Origin of the sequence: Litorilinea aerophila, assembly GCF_006569185.2 — a bacterium.
GTDB lineage: Bacteria > Chloroflexota > Anaerolineae > Caldilineales > Caldilineaceae > Litorilinea > Litorilinea aerophila.
Genome location: NZ_VIGC02000002.1, coordinates 150,652 through 167,978, shown reverse-complemented (window position 1 = coordinate 167,978; position 17,327 = coordinate 150,652). Strand labels below are relative to the sequence as shown.

The following is a 17,327-nucleotide window of genomic DNA, read 5'->3' as shown; positions in this document are numbered from 1 at the left end:
AGTGGGAAGCCCATGGGCTTCCCACTTTTTTGATGACTTGTTTCACGGCCTTTGTGTAGCACTATCTTTGCAGATCCGATCCACAGAACCCAGGCGGATGAAAGGATGACGACGCCTACGACCTGGTGCCCGTTTCCGTAGGGGCGGGCCTCCGTGCCCACCTGCTGTCGCCAATCGCGAAAAGGCGCCGGTTTGCCGTAGGGGCGGCTCCCAGCCGCCCGATGGTGCCGGACCCAGGCGGATGAAAGGATGACGACGGCTGCCATCGACGCCGTGTAGTCGGTAGGACCACAATCAACCGTGGTACGTCCATCGGCCCGGTGACGAGGCATTGAAATGCCTCGCTGGGGCAGGAAATCCGTTGAAAACGGATTGAGGCCGGGCACCATCCGCCCCGTGGAGTGCGTTTCAACGCACTTGGGGTGTGTCAGCCGATGATTTCAATCATCGGCCCAAGGCTTCACTTCATCTCACGGTGGAGCGGGGCGCCAGGGACCGTTCAATGGGCACCATCTCCACTTCGCCCGCTTCATTCTGTTGGACCCGGTAGATCTGTTGGGCCCGGTCGGTCATGAGGATGCCGTGGAGGTGATCGATCTCATGCTGGAAGATCCGGGCCAGCCAGTCGTAGGCCTTGATGCGGAACTCCTTGCCGTGCCGGTCCTGGGCGCGCACCAGCACATACGTGGCCCGTTCCACATCGGCGGCCAGGCCGGGCAGGCTGAGGCATCCCTCCTGGGCCGTCTCTGATCCCCGGGCTTTGATGATTTCCGGGTTGATCAACTCGTAGACCCGCAAGGTGTTTTCAGGATCCTCTTCGTCTTCCGGATATTCCACCACCGTCACCCGCAGGCCTACCCCGATCTGGGGGGCCGCCAGCCCGACGCCCGGCGCCGCCCGCAACGTCTCCAGCATGTCATCCAGCAGTTGGTGGAGCTCCGGGCCGAAGTTGCGCACCCGGGCGGCCCGCTGGTAGAGCACCGCGTCGTTGGGGTCGCCTGCATGTACAATGTTCCGAACAGCCATCTTTTCTCCTCAACCCGTCGCCGCGGCCGGCCGCGGCAGATTCAGCCGAAGTTATACCGTCTCAAATTGCAAGCTTTTTAACATTTCCGCTGGGACACGTTGACTCAGGCCCAGAATCTCAATGCCAACCACGTTATCGCTGGCATCATAGTCCAGGATCACGCCTGGTCTGATTTCTTCAGACTCGACCATCGCCGATTCATCCAGCCGGAAATATAAGTGGGTCAGCGTCCTATTTGACCTTTTTGCAGCGGAGTCATTGATGAGTTTGGGTACGAATCAAATCTGCAACGCTCATAACTCCTATTATACACCAGCGTTTGCCAACTCCCGCTACTGGGGGCGGGCCTGGTCCAGGGCCTGGCCCGCCAGCTCTTCCAGCAGGGTGACCAGGATGGCGTGGTCTGCCTCTCCCTTGCCCCGGGCCATCAGGGACATGTAAAGCTGGTGGACCAGGGCGGTGCCCAACAGGGGCACGCCATAGGATCGCCCCGTTTCCAGGGCGATGTTCAGGTCTTTCACCTGGAGCCGGGTCTTGAAGCCGGGTTCGAAGTGGTGCTGGAGGAAGCGTTCACCGTGCCCTTCCAGCACCCGGCTGTAGGCGTAGCCACCCAGCAGCGCCTCCCGCACCAGCGCCGGATCTACCCCGGCCCGGGCGGCCAGCACCAGCGCCTCGGCCACCGCTTCAATGGTCACCGCGATGACGATCTGATTGCAAACCTTGGCTACCTGGCCGGCGCCGGGCCCACCAACATGGACGATGGTCTTGCCCATGGCCTGGAGAATGGGCTTCACCTGTTCCAGGGCCTGGGCGTCGCCGCCTACCATGATGGACAGGGTGCCGGCCACCGCGCCGGCCTGCCCCCCAGAGACGGGCGCATCCAGCAGGACCACGTCCCGCGCCGCGGCGGCCGCAGCCAGCTCCCGGGCCACCACCGGCGAGATGCTGCTCATATCCACCAGGATTTGCCCAGGGTTGACCCCTTCGAAGACGCCGTTGGGTCCAGCCAGGGCCGCCTGGACATCCCCCGAGTCCGGCAGGCAGAGGAGGACCACATCGGCGGCTTCGGCTACGCTCCGGGGGGATGACCCAGCCGTGGCACCGGCCGCCACCAGGGGCGCCATGGCTTCCTCCATCAGGTCGAAGACCACCAGGGGAAAGCCTGCCTTCAGGACGTTGTGGGCCATGGGCGCGCCCATGATGCCCAGGCCGATGAAACCCACTGTTACCCCGTTGGACATGATCGCCCCCGCCTTAATTCAGAGGTTCCATGGTATCAAAGTCGGTCAGGTCCATCTCCTCCACCTCGGCAATGGGCACCACGTTGAAGGTCAGCACCTTGCAGCCCTCTTCCAGGTGCCCGCCGAAGGCGATCTTGTCGTCGGAGAAGATGATGTGGCAGTGGATGCGGCCGTTGAAGATGAAGCCGGTCATGGTGGCGATGTCGTAGGCGCCCTCCCGCCGGGGGTAGAGTTCGGCCGGCGGCAGGTCGGTGCTGGCCACCACGTGGAAGTGGTAGCTGGTGACGGAGCCGATGGCGCCCAGGATCACCCCGTGGCGGATGTTCTTCTGGCGCACGGCTTCCTGCAGGGAGAGGAGGATGTCGTCGCCGGGGTTCAGGTGGACCACATGCAGGCGTTTGATGGTGCCGCTTTCGATGCGCATGGAGGCAGATCCTTTCCAGGTGGTAGGGTGGTTATTTCCGGCAGAAATTCGGCGTCCTTCTCCCTGATGGAAGGCACAGCCGAATTTCTGCCAGGGTCTTTACGCCAGGTGGTAGGAGTTACGGGATCAACAGCACTTTGCCCTTGGTCTGGCGGGCTTCGATGTAGCGATGGGCGTCCGCGGCCTGGGCCAGGGGGAAGGTGCGGTCGATGCGGACCCGCAGCCTGCCCTCGGCCATCCAGCCGAACATCTCGTCGCAGCGGGCCAGCAGCTCTTCCCGGTTCTGGACATAGGCGCCCAGGCTGGGCCGGGTCAGGAAGAGGGAGCCCTTCTGGTTGAGGATCTGGGGATCGAAGGGCGGGACGGGGCCGCTGGCCTGGCCGAAGAGGACCATGTAGCCCCGGGGGCGCAGGCAGTTGAGCCCCTTGTCGAAGGTGGTCTTGCCTACGGAGTCGTAGACCACATGGACGCCCGCGCCGTCGGTCAATCGCTTTACCTCCGCTTCAAAGTCCTGCTCCGTGTAGCGGATGACCTCGTCCGCGCCGGCCTCCCGGGCCAGTTGAGCCTTCTCTTCCGTGGAGACGGTGCCCACCACCCAGGCGCCGCACAGCTTGGCCATCTGCACCAGCAGCTGACCCACGCCGCCGGCTGCCGCATGGATCAGGGCTCGCTCCCCTTCCTTCAGGGGGTAGGTGCTGCGGACCAGGTAGTGGGCGGTCAGCCCCTGCAACATCACGGCGGCCGCCTCCTGGGTGGACACGCCCTCGGGAACGTGGACCAGTTTCCAGGCCGGTACGACCACATATTCCGCGTAGGACTGGGACTGGAGGGTGTAGGCCACCCGATCGCCCACCTGGAAGCCCGTCACCCCCGGTCCGATCGCGTCCACCACGCCGGCGCCCTCCTGGCCGGGGATGAAGGGCGGCTGCAAGGGGTAGAGGCCCATCCGATGATAGACGTCGATGTAGTTGAGGCCCGCGGCCTCCAGCCGAACCCGCACTTCCCCCTCGCCTGGTTCCGGCGTGGGCACCTCTTCGTACTGCAGGACTTCTGGTCCTCCGGTCTCATGCACTCGAATGGCTTTCATGGGTACTTCTCCTGAAAATTTGGTTGATAAGGCGTATGGTGTAGGTCACGCATCCCTGCGTGACAGACGCACGCAGAACCCTGCCCCCCTGTCCGGCCGGGAGACCAGACCTGCGGTGAGGCCCGCCTGTGTAGGTCACGCATCCCTGCGTGACATGGGCGCCCGGAACTCTGGCTTCTCTGTCCGGCCGGGAGACCGGACCTGCGGTGCGGCCCGCCTGTGTAGGTCGCGCATCCCTGCGTGACAGGGGCGCACCCGGAGTCCTGGCTTCCCTGTCCGGCCAGGAGACCGGACCTGCGGTGCGGCCCGCCTGCGTAGGCCACGCATCCCTGCGTGACAGGGGCGCACCCGGAGTCCTGGCCCCCCTGTCCGGCCGGGAGACCGGACCTGCGGTGAGGCCCGCCTGTGTAGGCCACGCATCCCTGCGTGACAGGGGCGCACATGGAGTCCTGGCTTCCCTGTCCGGCCGGGAGACCAGACCTGCGGTGAGGCCCGTCTGTGTAGGCCACGCATCCCTGCGTGACAGGGGCACCCGGAGTCCTGGCTTCCCTGTCCGGCCGGGAGACCGGACCTACGGTGAGGCCCGCCTGTGTAGGTCACGCATCCCTGCGTGACAGGGGCGCCCGGAACTCTGGCTTCTCTGTCCGGCCAGGAGACCGGACCTGCGGTGTACAACTGGACCTGGATACTCAGTTCAGGCGCTCGAAGATGCCGGCTGCGCCCATGCCCCCGCCGATGCACATGGTCACCAGGCCGAACTGTCCATCCCGGCGCGCCAGTTCGTGGAGGATCTGGACGGTCAGCTTGGCACCGGTGCAGCCCAGGGGATGGCCCAGCGCGATGGCGCCGCCGTTGACGTTGGTCCGCTCTTCGTCCATCCCCAGCTCCCGGATGACGGCCAGGGCCTGGGCGGCGAAGGCCTCGTTGAGCTCAATGAGATCCATGTCGGCCAGGCTCATGCCGGCGTAGCCCAGCGCCTTGGGCACCGCCGCCACCGGCCCGATGCCCATGAGCTCGGGCGCGACCCCGGCCACGGCAAAGCTCACGAAGCGGGCCAGGGGCTTCAAGCCCAGGGCCCGGGCCTTCTCCTCCCGCATGAGGAGCACCGCGGCTGCACCGTCGCTGGTCTGGCTGCTGTTGCCCGCGGTGATGGTCCCCCGCGCGTGGAAGACCGGCCGCAGCCGGGCCAGGGCTTCGGCCGAGGTGTCCCGGCGGATGCCTTCATCTTTGTCGAAAATGAATTGGGTCTCCTCCACCTGGCTGCCGTTCCCGGCGCGGACCGTCACCGGCAGGGGCACGATTTCGGCGTCAAACTTGCCGGCATCCTGGGCGGCCGCGGCCCGTCGGTGGCTGCGCAGGGCGAAGGCGTCCTGGTCTTCCCGGGAGATGCCGTACTTGCGGGCCAGGTTTTCCGCCGTCAGGCCCATGCCCAGGTAGACGCCCGGGTGCTCCTGGGCCAGGGTCGGGTTGGCCATGAACTTGTGGCCGATCATGGGCACCATGGACATGCTCTCCACGCCCCCGGCGATGATCACATCTCCCATGCCGGCCATGATCTGCTGGGCTGCGGTGGCGATGGTCTGCAGGCCACTGGAGCAGAAGCGGTTCACCGTCTGGCCGGCCACCGTCTCGGGCAGGCCAGCCCGCAACACCGCGATGCGGGCCACGTTCATGCCCTGCTCGGCCTCGGGGAAGGCACAGCCCAGGATCACGTCCTCCACTTCCTTTGGGTCAATGCCGGCCCGCTGGATGACGGCCTGGATTACAGCCGCGGCCATGTCGTCCGGGCGGACGGTGTGCAGGCTTCCCCGGGGTGCCTTGCCCACGGCCGTGCGGGCAGCGGCAACGATCACTGCGTTTCCCATGGCTTTCCCCCTTTCTCAGTTGCGCAGCGGCTTGCCGTGCTGCAGCATGTGCCAGATCCGCGCCTGGGTTTTCTCTTCCCCGGCCAGACTGAGGATGGCTTCCCGCTCCAGGTCCAGGAAGTACTGCTCGTCCATCCAGGTGGGCCGGCTCAGCTCCCCGCCACAGAGGACGTAGGCCAGCCGGTCGGCGATCTTGGCGTCGTGCTCGCTGATGTAGCCGGCCTGCTGCAGGGAGTAGATCTCGATGCGCATGCTGGCCAGGGCATCCCGGCCCGCGGCGTAGACGTTGCCCTGGACCACGGGCGGCCGGTAGCCGGTGTCCGCCATCCAGAGCACCTCCCGTTGGGCTTCGTAGAGCAAATGATCCCGGTTCATGACGATGCGGTCCTGGGGCGACAGGTAGCCCAGCTCCTGGGCCTCCAGCGCCGAGGTGGAGACCCTGGCGAAGCCGATGGTCTCGAAGACCTGGCGCAGGTAGGGCAGGGGGTTGACGTTGGTGGCGTGCATGTGGGGGCTGACGTGGCGGCGGACCATCTCCTTGCAGCCGCCCCAGCCGGGGACGATGCCCACGCTCACCTCCACCAGGCCCATGTAGGTTTCGGCGTGGGCGGTGACCCGGTCCGTGGCCATGCAGACTTCCACGCCGCCGCCCAACACCCGCTGGAAGGGGGCCGCCACCACCGGTTTAGGCGCGGTGCGCAGGGCCATGAGGGTATCCTGCCCCACCTTCAGCATCTGCTCCAGCTCGTCCCAACGGCCGGATTGGGCCGCGTTGCCCAGGAGCACCAGGTTGGCGCCCACGGAAAAGTGAGGCCCTTCGTTGCCGATGACCAGGCCTGCTGCATCGCCGTGGAGGCGCTCCAGCGCGGCCTGCATCACCTGGAAGATGAGGGGATCCAGCGCGTTCATCTTGCTGTGGAATTCCAGCAACATCACGCCGTCGCCCATGTTGACCAGGGTGGCCGAGTCGTTTTCGGCCAGGGTGCGGTGGCAGCGCTTGATCTCCGGGATGCGCAGCACCCGCTCGTTTTCCTGGATGGGGGTGTACGCCTTGCTGCGGGGGCTGTAGGCGGTGCGCATCATCCCCTGGTGGCTGTAGAAGGTTTTGTGCCCTTTCTCCAGCATCTCCCGAACCCAGGGCGCCACCGGGGTGCCTTCCCGCTCCATCCGCTCTGCCGTCTCGGCCACGCCCAGGGCATCCCAGATCTCAAACGGGCCCATCTCCCAGGCGAAACCCCACCGCATCACGTTGTCCACATCCACCAGGCTGTCCGCGATCTCGGGGATGCGCCGGGAGGCGTAGGCCAGGGTGCGGGAGAGGGTGTGCCAGATGAGGGCGCCGGCCCGGTCATCGGCGTTGACCAGGGCCCGCAGCCGTTCCGGCAAGGGAAGCCGCCGGGCGGCCTCGACGCTCTCCCAGCGGGGCTGCTGGGGCGGCAGGTAGTCGACCACGCCTTCGTGCGCGGCCCGGCGCAGGTCCAGCCCCCAAAAGTGTTTATTGCCCTGTTCATCTACCACCGTTTTGTAGAAGCCCTGTCCTCGTTTGGCGCCCAGCAGGTCGTGGGCCAGCAGGGTCTTCAGCACTGCGCTGCCCAGGGGGGCGCGCAGGATCTCCCGCTCTTCGTCGTGGGGGATCATGGGGTAGAGGTTCTCGGTGACCAGGACCAGAACGTCGAGGCCGATGACGTCGTTGAGGCGGAAGGTGGCGGTGCGGGGTCGCCCCAGCAGGGTGCCGGTGAGCAGATCCACCTCTTCCACCGTGTACCCTTCCTGGATGGCATACTCCAGGATGTCACACTGGATGAAGGTGAGCAGCCGGTTGGCGATGAAGTTGGGCGTGTCCTTGCAGACGACCACGCCCTTGCCCAGCACATTTTCCGCGAACTGGCGCATCCGGTTCACCACCGCCGGGTCTGTCTCCCCGTGGGGGATCACCTCCAGCAGGTGGAGGTAGCGGGGTGGGTTGAAGAAATGGGTGCCCAGGAAGCGGCGTTTGAACTCGGGGCTGCGATCCTGGGCCAGGATGTGGATGGGGATGCCCGAGGTGTTGCTGCTGATGATGGCCGTGGCCGGGGCGGTGGCGTCCAGCCGGGCCATCAGGGCCTGTTTGGGGCCGGGCCGCTCCACGATGGCTTCGATGATCCAGTCGCTTCGGCCCACGGCCCGCTCCCAGTCATCCTCCACATTGCCCAGCTCGATGCGGGCGGCCAGGGCTTTGCTGAAGAGGTTGCTGGGGCTGGCGTTCACCATCCGTTCAAAGCCGGCCCGCACAATGCGGTTGCGCACCTGGGGATGCTCCAGGGTGAGGCCGGCGGCTTCTTCTTCAGGGGTCAACTCGGTGGGGACGATGTCCAGCAGGGTGACCGGGATGCCGGCGTTGGCCAGATGGCCGGCGATGGCCGCGCCCATGGTGCCGGCGCCGATGACGGTGGCTCGTTCGATTCCGTACGGCATAGTTCACTCCTTAGGATTACACAGGCAACTCTGGGGCAGCAGTCGAGGTTTGCCGGGGAGAGCATGGACAGCTCGATTCCCAGGCGAATGGATGCCTATCGGCACCAGTATCTCACCGCCCGGTTGTGGCAGGGTTTTGAATGGGCTGGCCCCGCCTTAGCCCTCCCCCGCAGCGGGCGTGGCCTCCGCCTCCACGGCCTCCATGGCTTCCAGCGGCTCCAGGTGGATCAGCACTTCCCCCACATTGGGCACCTGGGCCCGGATGGCTTCCTGGAGCCGGGTGCTCAGCTCGTGGGCCTCGGCGATGGACAGATCGCCGGGTACGTAGGCTTCCAGGCTGATGAACAGTCGCCCCTCCACCTGGCGGACCTGGATGTCGTGGGGGTGCTGGACCTGGCCCACCTGTCGGGCTGCCCGGGCGATGGCCTCGGCAATACGCCGCTGGAGTCCACTGCTGACCCGGGCGCTGGGCAGAACTTCCGAATTGGCCAGCTCGATGTGGGAATAGACCGCGGCGATGTGGGGCTGCCGCTCCAGAATGGTCCGCTCCAGCTGGTCCACCCGCTCGTGGGCCTCCGCCAGGGTCAGGTTCGGGTCCACTCCCACGTGCAGGTGGAGGCTCTGCTCACCGTCGATGGACTGGACCCACCACTCGTGGAGGACGATGCCCAGCTCCTGGGCAGCCAGGTTGGCCGCGGTGTACAGGTCCATGGCGCTGTCTGCCTCCCGTTCTGCCTCGGCGTGGACGGTGACGTCCCCCACACCGGGGAGAGCCAACAGGCGGCGGCGCACTTCGTCGGCGATGGCGTTGGCATCCTGCATGGAGAGGTGGGGCGATACCCGCACGTGGAGGTCGATGGCCACGTTGTCGGCCGGGCCCCGGCTGCGGATGCGGTGGAAGCTGCGCACGCCTTCCACGCCGGCCACCACCGCGGCGATGTTCTCCGGCTCCAGGGGCGCCCGGTCCACCAGGGCGGGGATATTTTCCCGCACGGTGTCAATGCCGATTTTGAGGATGACGCCGGCCACCAGCAGGGCCATGAGGGGGTCGGCCCAGACGTAGCCCAGCCGGACCAGGCCCAACCCGCCCAGCACGGCCACGCTGACGCCGATGCTGGCCAGGGTGTGGCGGGCATCGGCCCGCAGGACCTCGCTGTTCAGTGCCTGGGCCCGCCGCAGTTCCCACCAGCCGGTGAGCCCCTGCACCAGGCCGGAGAAGACCAGGGCGGCCACACTCCACTGGTTGACCACGGGGGTGGGGGGCTCCAGCAGTCGTTCCACCGCGCTGCGGGCCAGCTCCCAGGCAGTGACGAAGAGGGCAGAGGCGATGAGGAGCGCGGCCAGGGTCTCAAACTTGCGGTGGCCGTAGGGGTGTTCCCGATCCGGCGGCCGGCTACTGACCCGGACCGCGACCAGACCCACCACGTTGGAGAGGCCGTCAAAGAGGGTGTCCAGACCGTCGGCAATCAGGCTCAGGGCGCCGGTGAGGAAGCCAACGGCCAGTTTGGCCAGGGTGGCCACTACATTAAGTGCCAGGGTGATCATCAACACCCGCTGGATGGCAGCGTAATTGCGGTCCATGGTCAGCTCCATCGAACTGGCGTGGGCATGCTCGCTGCCTTCCATTATACCGTTGATCTGGGCCTGGGGTGAAGCTGGGTGGGTGATTGGGGGGAGTGGGTGATTAGGGGCCTTGCACCCGTCCTTCCCCAATCACCCAATTCCCTAACCGCTACCGATTGACCGTGGGCAGGTAGATGAACTGAAGGGGTTCCACCAGGGCCGGCGTCAGGGGATCGCCCAGGAGGAGGAAGGTCTGGGCCACGTCCCGGCAACAGGTGTTGCCGGTGAGGCTGCCGGTGATCACTTCGAAGTAGCCGGCCTGGACAAGCTGACCCAGGGTCGCTGTCATGGGTTCCGCGGACCAAAGGGCGTCGTAGAAGCCCACCTGGAGCTTGTCGTGGCCATGGGCCACGCTCAGGCCGGCCGGCCCCCAGACGGCCACCGCGCCGCCATCGGGGTGGATGAGCAGGTGCTCGTCCAGGGTGAAGTGATAGTTGGCCGGCCGGATGAACTGGGCCGTGTAGCAGGTCATGGAGAGGGCGATGAAGAGCTGGTCCCGGTTATGCAGCTCCAGCACATCCCAAAGGCCGAAGAGCCGGTTATAGGGGCTGGTCTTATCGGTCTCGGCCCATTGCCAGTGGTGGCTGTGGCCGGTGTAGGTGACCAGGGCGTTGCCCCCGTTCATGTAGGCGATGCTCTTCGCCAGGGCCTTCTCCGGATCGGGCTCCAGCCAGGGTTGAATGCTGGCGTAGAAGCGGCTGAGCTCCTCATCGGCGCTATCCACCGGGGGGCTGATGCCGAAATAGTGGCGCCGGATCTTGAGCTCCGCCGGCTGCAGGGCGATGATCTCCTCGGTAAAGCGGGGGAAGTTGCCCCCTTTGTCGATCTGGCCGTCGGGCTTGATGTAGTCGTCGGCCAGGAACAGGCTGGTGGCGCGCCAGGGAGCCGCCAGATCCTGCCGGGTTTCGTAGCTGATGATCTTGTCGATGACCGCGTTCAGCTCGTCGTTGTTCACCACCGGGAATCGCCCCAGCCAGATGTCGATGAAGAAGGCGCTTTCGGCCAGGGGATCGTCCCCGTCCAGTTGCGCGTAGCAATTTTCGCAGGCGGTCTCGTAGATCCAGGGATCCACGTTGGCCAGGTAGGCCGGAATCACGTTGGGGTTGCCAAAACCCTCGTAGTCGTGGGGATCCCAGGTGCTGTCGCCCACCAGGACAGCCGCGATGGGGGGCGTCTGCCAGGTGCCGACGGCGTAGCGCAGGAAGTTGCGGATGGCTCGGGGATCCACCTGGCCAAAGCTCCAGTGGTCGTAGATGGCCTGGACGTCGATGGCCTGGACCTTGTATCCCTGGCTGCGGCGGTGGTCCAGCAGGCGCTGAAGGGTGGGCAGAAACTCTGCCGGCGCGATGAACACCTCGTCGGCGCCGGCTGTGGCGTCTCCGGGTGTGGCCGGCGGGTGGGCCTGCAGCCGGGGCGTGACCAGGGTGCCCGGCCCGCTCACCACATAGTCCCGGGCTGTGGGGCCATCCTGGAAGGTCAACTGCTGGCCGTTGCGGTTACCCCCGGTGAGGATGGCGGGCTGTCCGGGGTCGGTCACGTCGTAGAGGGTGGCGTCGTCGGGCAGGTTGCTCAGCCGGTAGCGGAAAAGGCCGGGCAGGCCGGAGAAGTTGGCCCCCTGGCCGTTGAAGTCCAAGGTGACTGCCTGTTGCCAGTAGACCTGGTCAAATTTCACCGCGTTGGTGGCTGAATCCGCCACCAGGGTGACGCTGAAGGTGCCCAGGGGCGTCGGGCTGGCGATGGTCCGCTGCCAGTTCTGGATCTGCCCCTGGTTGAAGTCCACGGTCCAGGTGTCGGTGGCCGTGAACCCGGCCCCGGACACCTCGATTCGGTGGGGGATTTGGGCAGGCTCGCCGGCCAGGCGGCGGTCGTAGGTGGTCAGGGTGAGGGTAACCACGGTGGAGGTCGGCCCGTCGGCTGTGGGCGGGAGGGCCGATGTCAGGGTCACCTGAAAGCGGGGGTAGCGATCTACTTCGCCCTTCATGGAGGCGTCCACTCGAGCGTCCAGGTGGAAGTAGTGATCTCCGTCCAGGCCGGGCATGGTGGACTCGTACAACTGGTTATCGACCCAGACGCCCCGGGCCAGGGCTGTGGTGCGCAGGGGCGCGTCCGCCGAGGTCACGTTCCGGTTGGCCATGCGTGCGCCATCTTCGCTGCCCACGGTGAGCCAGTAGACGGCTTCCTGGTTCCAGCGGTCGCCGGGCTGGGGCGCATAGAAGCGCAGTTCATCGTTTTGGTCGAAGCTCTGGTTGCCATTGCGGTCCAGGATCTGCAGGGGGATCTGGATGCCCTGGTGCCAGAGCTGGAGCTTCCCGCTCGCGGGGTTGGCGAGGCCGGCGGCGGCCAGGTCCGCCGCGGTGATGCGCTGGATGCCCCCTTGGGCCACGTGGACGGTCACCACGTTGGGGCGGTTGGCCAGGGGGTTGGTGGGCGCGGGCGCGTCCAGTGGGGTGGCCGGGGCGGCTGCCAGGGGGCCCCGGGCCATCTGCCGTTGCAGGAAGGCGGCGGGTGAATCCACCATCAGCTGGGCCTGGGGGATGAGCCCCTCCAGCCGGGTGGCCAGCCGCACGGTGCCGTCGGCCGGGTCCTGGTAGATGGGGCTGAAGGCCAGGACGGCCAGCCGGGTTCCTCGCAGGCGTCCCTCGCCCAGCAGCACCAGGGGCGAGGAGGGCAGGCCGGTCTGGGTTTGGGGCAGGAGCGCGGGGATGGGCTCCCAGCCCAGGGCCGGGGGCTCCAGGGCGGGGACCTGCTCCAGGGGGCCGGCGTAGGGGACACTTTCCAGGGCCTGGATGGTGGCCGCTGCGGCGACGCCTTCGGGCAGGGTCACCGTCATCAGGCGCATAGGCAGCCGATAGCCCCCGTAGACGGCCATGGGCAGTTCATCGGTCAGGGAGGCGGCTGTCACCTCCGACCCATCTCCAGACCAGCGCAGGGCGATCCCGTCCGGGCCAGTGTCCATGGCCAGGGGGGACTCGGCGGCAGCCAGCGGTGCCGTCGTCAGCCATAGCCAGAGAATGGCCAGCGCGCCCATGACCGACCAGGGAGCGGCCAGCCAGCCTCGCCGTCTGTATGGCCGCCCCGGCGATGGCAGGTGCTCGACGCTCTCCAACCCTGCATCGCATGGCTCATGAGATGGATCCTGCCTGGATGGGTGCTGGTATGGGGGACGGGTGGGCTCTCCTGCACTTCTGTTCATGCCGGCTCCTCAAAGGGATGATATTTGCAGCAAACGTTTGTCGTGTAGAACGATGATAACCCGTCAACAACCCTGGCATTATACCAGAGATAAGTGGCGTCAAAACTGTCACCTGCCTATCAGATTGGCAGCGTAGGTGAAACGTGGGTTTGGTTGGCAAAAGACAAGGGCTACGAGAACTCTCGTAGCCCTTGCCTTCCTGGTGCTCAATTGTTCACGATGGCGTGCAAAATCGATGACTGACGATAATACGACAATACGACCCTACTCGTCCTTCTTGCGCCGGGATGCCGCGGCTGCCGACAGGGCCGCCAAACCGGTCCCAAACAGGACCACGGTGATGGGCTCTGGAATCGTCACCGGCTGGGACGGCCCGGGTGAGCTGCCGGGCCCAGAGCTGGTGGCCGTCGGGGTGGCCGTCTCGGCCGGTGGCTCCTCGGTGGGCGGGACCGGCGTCTCGGTGGCTGGCACCGGGGTTTCCGTCTCCCCAGGAGCAGGGGTGGTCACCGTAGGCGGCGGTGGCTGCTCTGTGGGCGTCTCAGCGGCCGGCCCACCCTGGGCCAGCACCCCTGTGCCGGTCACCAGCCCGGGCAGCAGGGTCATGCCCAACAGGAGGAGTACGGCCACCATGAAGATTAGATAAACCGAACGTGGTTGTCTCATGGGCAGGTTCTCCCAACAATGGATAAATACGCAAAGAATAAAAGCTCATGACAATGAGAGCAGAACCAGTTTACGATATCCTCAACTACAGGAGGGCAAATATATGCTGCCCGCTCATCATAGTATCATAGACCCAATGCAATATCAAATCATTTTTGATCGATTTCCAGATGGCGACAGCCTGGACGTCCCACGGTCAACGCTGGATCAGGGGAATGTAGAGGACGCCTGGTGCCTCCTGGACCAGGAGCGGGGAAAGGGCCGCCCCCTGGGGACCCACGTGCACGGGAATCTGCCCCGGGCCCGACAGCAGGTAGCCGGATGGCGGTTGAAGCTCCAGGAGGTAGCTGCCCCAGGGGATGTCGGTTAGCCGGAAGAGCCCCTGGGCATCGGTGGCGCCCACCCATTCGGCGCCGTCGGGATCTCCATCACCAGCAGGGACCAGGCGCACCTGAACGCCAGCCAGCGGCATGTCTACATCCGCCTCGTACAGGTGGTTACGGTTGCGATCCACATACACGCTGCCCACCACCGAACCACTTTGGGTGGGCACCGTCCCGGTGACCGACACCCAGACGGTCCCCGTCACTTCCGCGTATCCATCCGACAGCCGGTAGGGGAAAGTATCCTGGCCTGTGAACCCGGCTGGGGCGGTGTAGGTGACCACCCGGCCGTCGGTGATGGCTGTGCCGTGGCCTGCTGCTCCCACGCCGGTCACCCGGAGGAGGTCGCCATCGGGATCCCAGTCGTTGGCCAGCACGGGGATGCCCACGGCCATGTCTGGGCTTACGGTAACCCAGTCATCCACGGCCACGGGCGGCTGGTTGTCTGCCCGGACCACCACCGTGACCCAGGCAGAGGCAGCCAGGGCGCCGTCGGAGACGGTGTAGGTGAAAACGTCGGTGTAGTGGCCGCCGGGGGCAGGGAGGATGGTGGCCGAATAGACGATGGTCTCTGGATCGGCCAGGGCGGCGGTCCCGCTGAAGGGCCGCCCCACATCCACCACCTCCAGCGGATCGCTGTTGTCATCCCCATCATTGGCCAGGACCACCAGGGAGCGGGGGGCCCCGGCCCAGACGGTGAATTGGTCGTCCCGCGCCGTGGGCGCTACGTTGCGCACCTGATACGGGAAGACCGCTCCGTTGTCCCCGGGGGCGGTGTCCTCTTGGGCGCTGGCCACGGCGTAGGAGACGGTGAAGGCCGTGCCCGCGGCCAGGGGCAACGGCACCCGGGCCTGGACTGCCAGGGAGCCGCCGGTGCCTGGCACCCGATCCCCGACCACCCAACTCACCCGGCCCGTTTCATCCAGGGGCAGGGGTTGGCCCTGGCCATCCTGGAGGGCAATGACGGCTGTGGGCGTCACCGAGGCAGTGAGCACCAGATTCGGCGCCAAAGAGGGACCCTGGTTGGTATAGGTTACAGTCCAGCTCAGGATCGCGCCGGGGCTGACCTCCATGGGGTGAGACAAGGTACCCCAGGCCGCTGCCACCTGCAGAAGCAGGTCGGCCGCACCCACGTAGGGCGATTCGATGGCGCCCACGTCGCAGCGCAGGCTGCCCGGGTAGGGACGGACCGTCCCCTGCTGGTCCCAGGCCACGGTCGAGCCACAGTAGCCGCTGTCCACCGCCGGGCTCCCCGGCAGCGGTCCATGGGCCGGCAGTCCACCCGCCCCTGGGGCCAGGGGGGCCACGGCAGGGCTTTGAGGCTGGGCGGGGCTGCCCACCTGGTCGTTCCCCTGGCCGTGGACGAAACCGGTCTCCGCCGCTGCGGCGCCGATGAAATTGTGGCCCAGGCTGAGGAAGGAACCGGCCACATCCGGCGCGGCGGTCATCTGGCTGGCGTTGGCGGCGATCAGGCTGTTGTCCACGGCCACCGGTCCGCCGGCAGCCAGCACGCCGCCACCCGCTTCCACAGCCGTGTTGGAGACCACGGTGACGAACTCCAGGGTGGCTGCGCCCGCCGCTTCCACCAGCAGCCCACCCCCTTCATCGGCCCGGTTGTGGCTGAGGGTGCTGTTGGTCAGCCGGGCCTGCCCCTGGGCCACATAAATGCCACCGCCCTGGCTCGCCTGGTTGTTGGCCACGGTGCTGTCCAGCAGGGTGAGCTCCCCGGCGGCAAAGATGCCGCCGCCGGCCTGGGTCGCCAGGCTGCTGGTCACCACCACCCGGGTGAGGGTCAGGCTGCCCAGGCTGGCAATGGCCCCGCCTGTGGTAGCCTGGCCCCCGGCGATGGTCAGATCGGCCAGGGTCAGCCGTCCTGCCGGTGTCACCTGGAAGATCCGGTCGCCTCCGCCCTGGAGGGTGAGGGCCTGGACGCCCGGCCCCTGGATGGTGAGGGGCCTGTCCACGACCAACGCCCCCTGGGTCAGGGTGATGGTGGTCGGCGTGTCCAGGGCGAAGGTGATGGGGCTGTCCGAGCAGGCCGAGTCCACAGCCGCGCGCAGGGAGCCGGGACCGCCGTCCACGGCGGTGGTGACCACGCTGGCCCCGGCACAGCCGGTGAAGAGCAGGCGGTTGGGCGTTGCCGGCGGAACCTGGCTCAGGGCCTGAGGGGTGGCCATTTCCAGAAGCTCGTCGGCCACCTCCTGGGGTGTGGCATCCGGCTGTTGGGCCAGCAGGAGGGCTGCCGCGCCGGCCACATGAGGCGCGGCCATGGAGGTCCCTTCCAGCCATTCGCTTGCGCCATCGCTCGTGTGTCAGGCGGAGAGGATGTCCACGCCGGGGGCGAAGAGATCCACACAGGAGCCATGGTTGGAAAAGTCCGCCGCTTCGTCGTCCGGGCCCATGGCGGCCACCGTCAGCGCCTCTTCCACCCGGGCCGGGGAAACGCCACAGGCGTTGCTGGCTTCGTTGCCGGCCGCCACCACGTAGGTGACCCCCGCGGCGATGGATGCTTCCACGGCCGCGTCCAGCGCGGACGAAGGGGGACCGCCCATGCTCATGTTGGCCACCGCGGGCGGGATGAAGTGGCCGGTCACCCAGTCCACCCCCGCGAGGACGTCGGAGACGAACCCATCTCCCTGGCAGTCCAATACCCGGACCGGATGCAGGGTGACGGCCTTGGCCACGCCGTACTGGGTACCCCCCAGGGTGCCGGCCACGTGGGTGCCGTGGCCGTTGCAGTCTTCCACCGTGCCGTAGGTGGTAAACCCCTCGCCCACCCGGCCGCTGAACTCCAGGTGGGTGGTGCGCATGCCCGTGTCGATGATGTAGGCGTGCACGCCGGCACCGCCGCTTTCGTAGACGTATCGGTCGTCCAATGGCAGGGTCCGCTGGTCGATCCGGTCCAGGTTCCACGGGGCCGGGGACTGCACCCCGGCGATGGCGATGGGCTGGTCCGGTTCCACCAGGAGGACGGCGGGATCCTGGCGGAGGGAAGCGAGCTCCGCTGGATCCAGCTCGGCGGCGAAGCCGTGGAGGGCGTGGCTGTAGAGGTGGATCAGCCTGCCGCCCCTGGCGTCCAGGAGCTGCTGGGCCAGGATGGCGGTAGCCCTTTCCCGGGCGGGGGGCGCTGCCGGAGATGAGAGCTGTGCTGCCAGGTGGTTCACCGCCTCTGGCTGCATCACGACGATGTAGCGGCCGGGCAGCGCCTGGGCTGTAGCCGCCGGTCCCTGGATTCCCTGCAGAAGCCAGGTCAGTGTCAGGATCAGCCCGGCGCACACCATGGCCGACACAATCACGGGCCAACCCCTGGCCAGGCGACGCTGGGACAATGCCATGGCGTTCCCTTTCTACGCGATGCCGTTCGACT

General features: G+C 66.7%; 11 protein-coding genes and 1 pseudogene. All 12 read right to left on the bottom strand.

Annotated elements, in window-relative coordinates; translation table 11 throughout:
- Positions 1-465: 465 nt before the first annotated feature.
- Positions 466-1,026, bottom strand: coding sequence for a peptide deformylase (gene def / locus FKZ61_RS01940; protein ID WP_141608380.1), 561 nt, complete (start codon positions 1,024-1,026; stop codon positions 466-468).
- 51 nt (positions 1,027-1,077) lie between these two features.
- Entirely contained in the window at positions 1,078-1,233 is a 156-nt protein-coding gene (locus tag FKZ61_RS01935; RefSeq protein WP_268251844.1) for a DUF2283 domain-containing protein, read from the bottom strand.
- 126 nt (positions 1,234-1,359) lie between these two features.
- On the bottom strand, positions 1,360-2,268 hold the full coding sequence (locus tag FKZ61_RS01930; protein WP_141608378.1) for a 2-hydroxy-3-oxopropionate reductase: 909 nt from the start codon (positions 2,266-2,268) through the stop codon (positions 1,360-1,362).
- Positions 2,269-2,281: 13 nt separating this feature from the next.
- Entirely contained in the window at positions 2,282-2,692 is a 411-nt protein-coding gene (locus tag FKZ61_RS01925) for a PPC domain-containing DNA-binding protein (RefSeq protein ID WP_141608377.1), read from the bottom strand.
- Between the two features lie 118 nt (positions 2,693-2,810).
- Positions 2,811-3,779 (bottom strand): quinone oxidoreductase family protein, encoded by a 969-nt coding sequence (locus tag FKZ61_RS01920; RefSeq protein ID WP_141608376.1) that lies wholly within the window; start codon positions 3,777-3,779, stop codon positions 2,811-2,813.
- 689 nt (positions 3,780-4,468) lie between these two features.
- A complete protein-coding gene (locus FKZ61_RS01915) occupies positions 4,469-5,644 on the bottom strand; it encodes a thiolase family protein (protein WP_141608375.1) in 1,176 nt (391 codons plus the stop codon).
- A gap of 15 nt (positions 5,645-5,659) precedes the next feature.
- Complete coding sequence (locus FKZ61_RS01910) at positions 5,660-8,098, bottom strand: 3-hydroxyacyl-CoA dehydrogenase/enoyl-CoA hydratase family protein (RefSeq protein ID WP_141608374.1); 2,439 nt, start codon at positions 8,096-8,098, stop codon at positions 5,660-5,662.
- Between the two features lie 156 nt (positions 8,099-8,254).
- Complete coding sequence (locus FKZ61_RS01905; protein ID WP_170199087.1) at positions 8,255-9,679, bottom strand: cation diffusion facilitator family transporter; 1,425 nt, start codon at positions 9,677-9,679, stop codon at positions 8,255-8,257.
- A 151-nt stretch (positions 9,680-9,830) separates the two neighbouring features.
- Positions 9,831-12,914 (bottom strand): C25 family cysteine peptidase, encoded by a 3,084-nt coding sequence (locus FKZ61_RS01900; protein WP_141608372.1) that lies wholly within the window; start codon positions 12,912-12,914, stop codon positions 9,831-9,833.
- A gap of 264 nt (positions 12,915-13,178) precedes the next feature.
- On the bottom strand, positions 13,179-13,577 hold the full coding sequence (locus FKZ61_RS23815) for a PEP-CTERM sorting domain-containing protein (protein ID WP_141608371.1): 399 nt from the start codon (positions 13,575-13,577) through the stop codon (positions 13,179-13,181).
- 196 nt (positions 13,578-13,773) lie between these two features.
- Complete coding sequence (locus FKZ61_RS24405) at positions 13,774-16,158, bottom strand: Ig-like domain-containing protein (RefSeq protein WP_407659843.1); 2,385 nt, start codon at positions 16,156-16,158, stop codon at positions 13,774-13,776.
- A pseudogene (locus tag FKZ61_RS24400) lies at positions 16,141-17,241 on the bottom strand (S8 family peptidase); the annotation flags it as partial. The gene FKZ61_RS24405 and the pseudogene FKZ61_RS24400, both read right to left, overlap by 18 nt.
- Between the last annotated feature and the right edge of the window lie 86 nt (positions 17,242-17,327).

Bases quoted from the DNA above. Each gene is read 5' to 3' on its own strand.
- FKZ61_RS01930 (WP_141608378.1), bottom strand. From the start codon at position 2,268: ATGTCCAACGGGGTAACAGTGGGTTTCATCGGCCTGGGCATCATGGGC.
- FKZ61_RS01900 (WP_141608372.1), bottom strand. From the start codon at position 12,914: ATGAACAGAAGTGCAGGAGAGCCCACCCGTCCCCCATACCAGCACCCA.
- FKZ61_RS01920 (WP_141608376.1), bottom strand. From the start codon at position 3,779: ATGAAAGCCATTCGAGTGCATGAGACCGGAGGACCAGAAGTCCTGCAG.
- FKZ61_RS23815 (WP_141608371.1), bottom strand. From the start codon at position 13,577: ATGAGACAACCACGTTCGGTTTATCTAATCTTCATGGTGGCCGTACTC.
- FKZ61_RS01925 (WP_141608377.1), bottom strand. From the start codon at position 2,692: ATGCGCATCGAAAGCGGCACCATCAAACGCCTGCATGTGGTCCACCTG.
- def (WP_141608380.1), bottom strand. From the start codon at position 1,026: ATGGCTGTTCGGAACATTGTACATGCAGGCGACCCCAACGACGCGGTG.
- FKZ61_RS01915 (WP_141608375.1), bottom strand. From the start codon at position 5,644: ATGGGAAACGCAGTGATCGTTGCCGCTGCCCGCACGGCCGTGGGCAAG.
- FKZ61_RS01905 (WP_170199087.1), bottom strand. From the start codon at position 9,679: ATGGACCGCAATTACGCTGCCATCCAGCGGGTGTTGATGATCACCCTG.
- FKZ61_RS01910 (WP_141608374.1), bottom strand. From the start codon at position 8,098: ATGCCGTACGGAATCGAACGAGCCACCGTCATCGGCGCCGGCACCATG.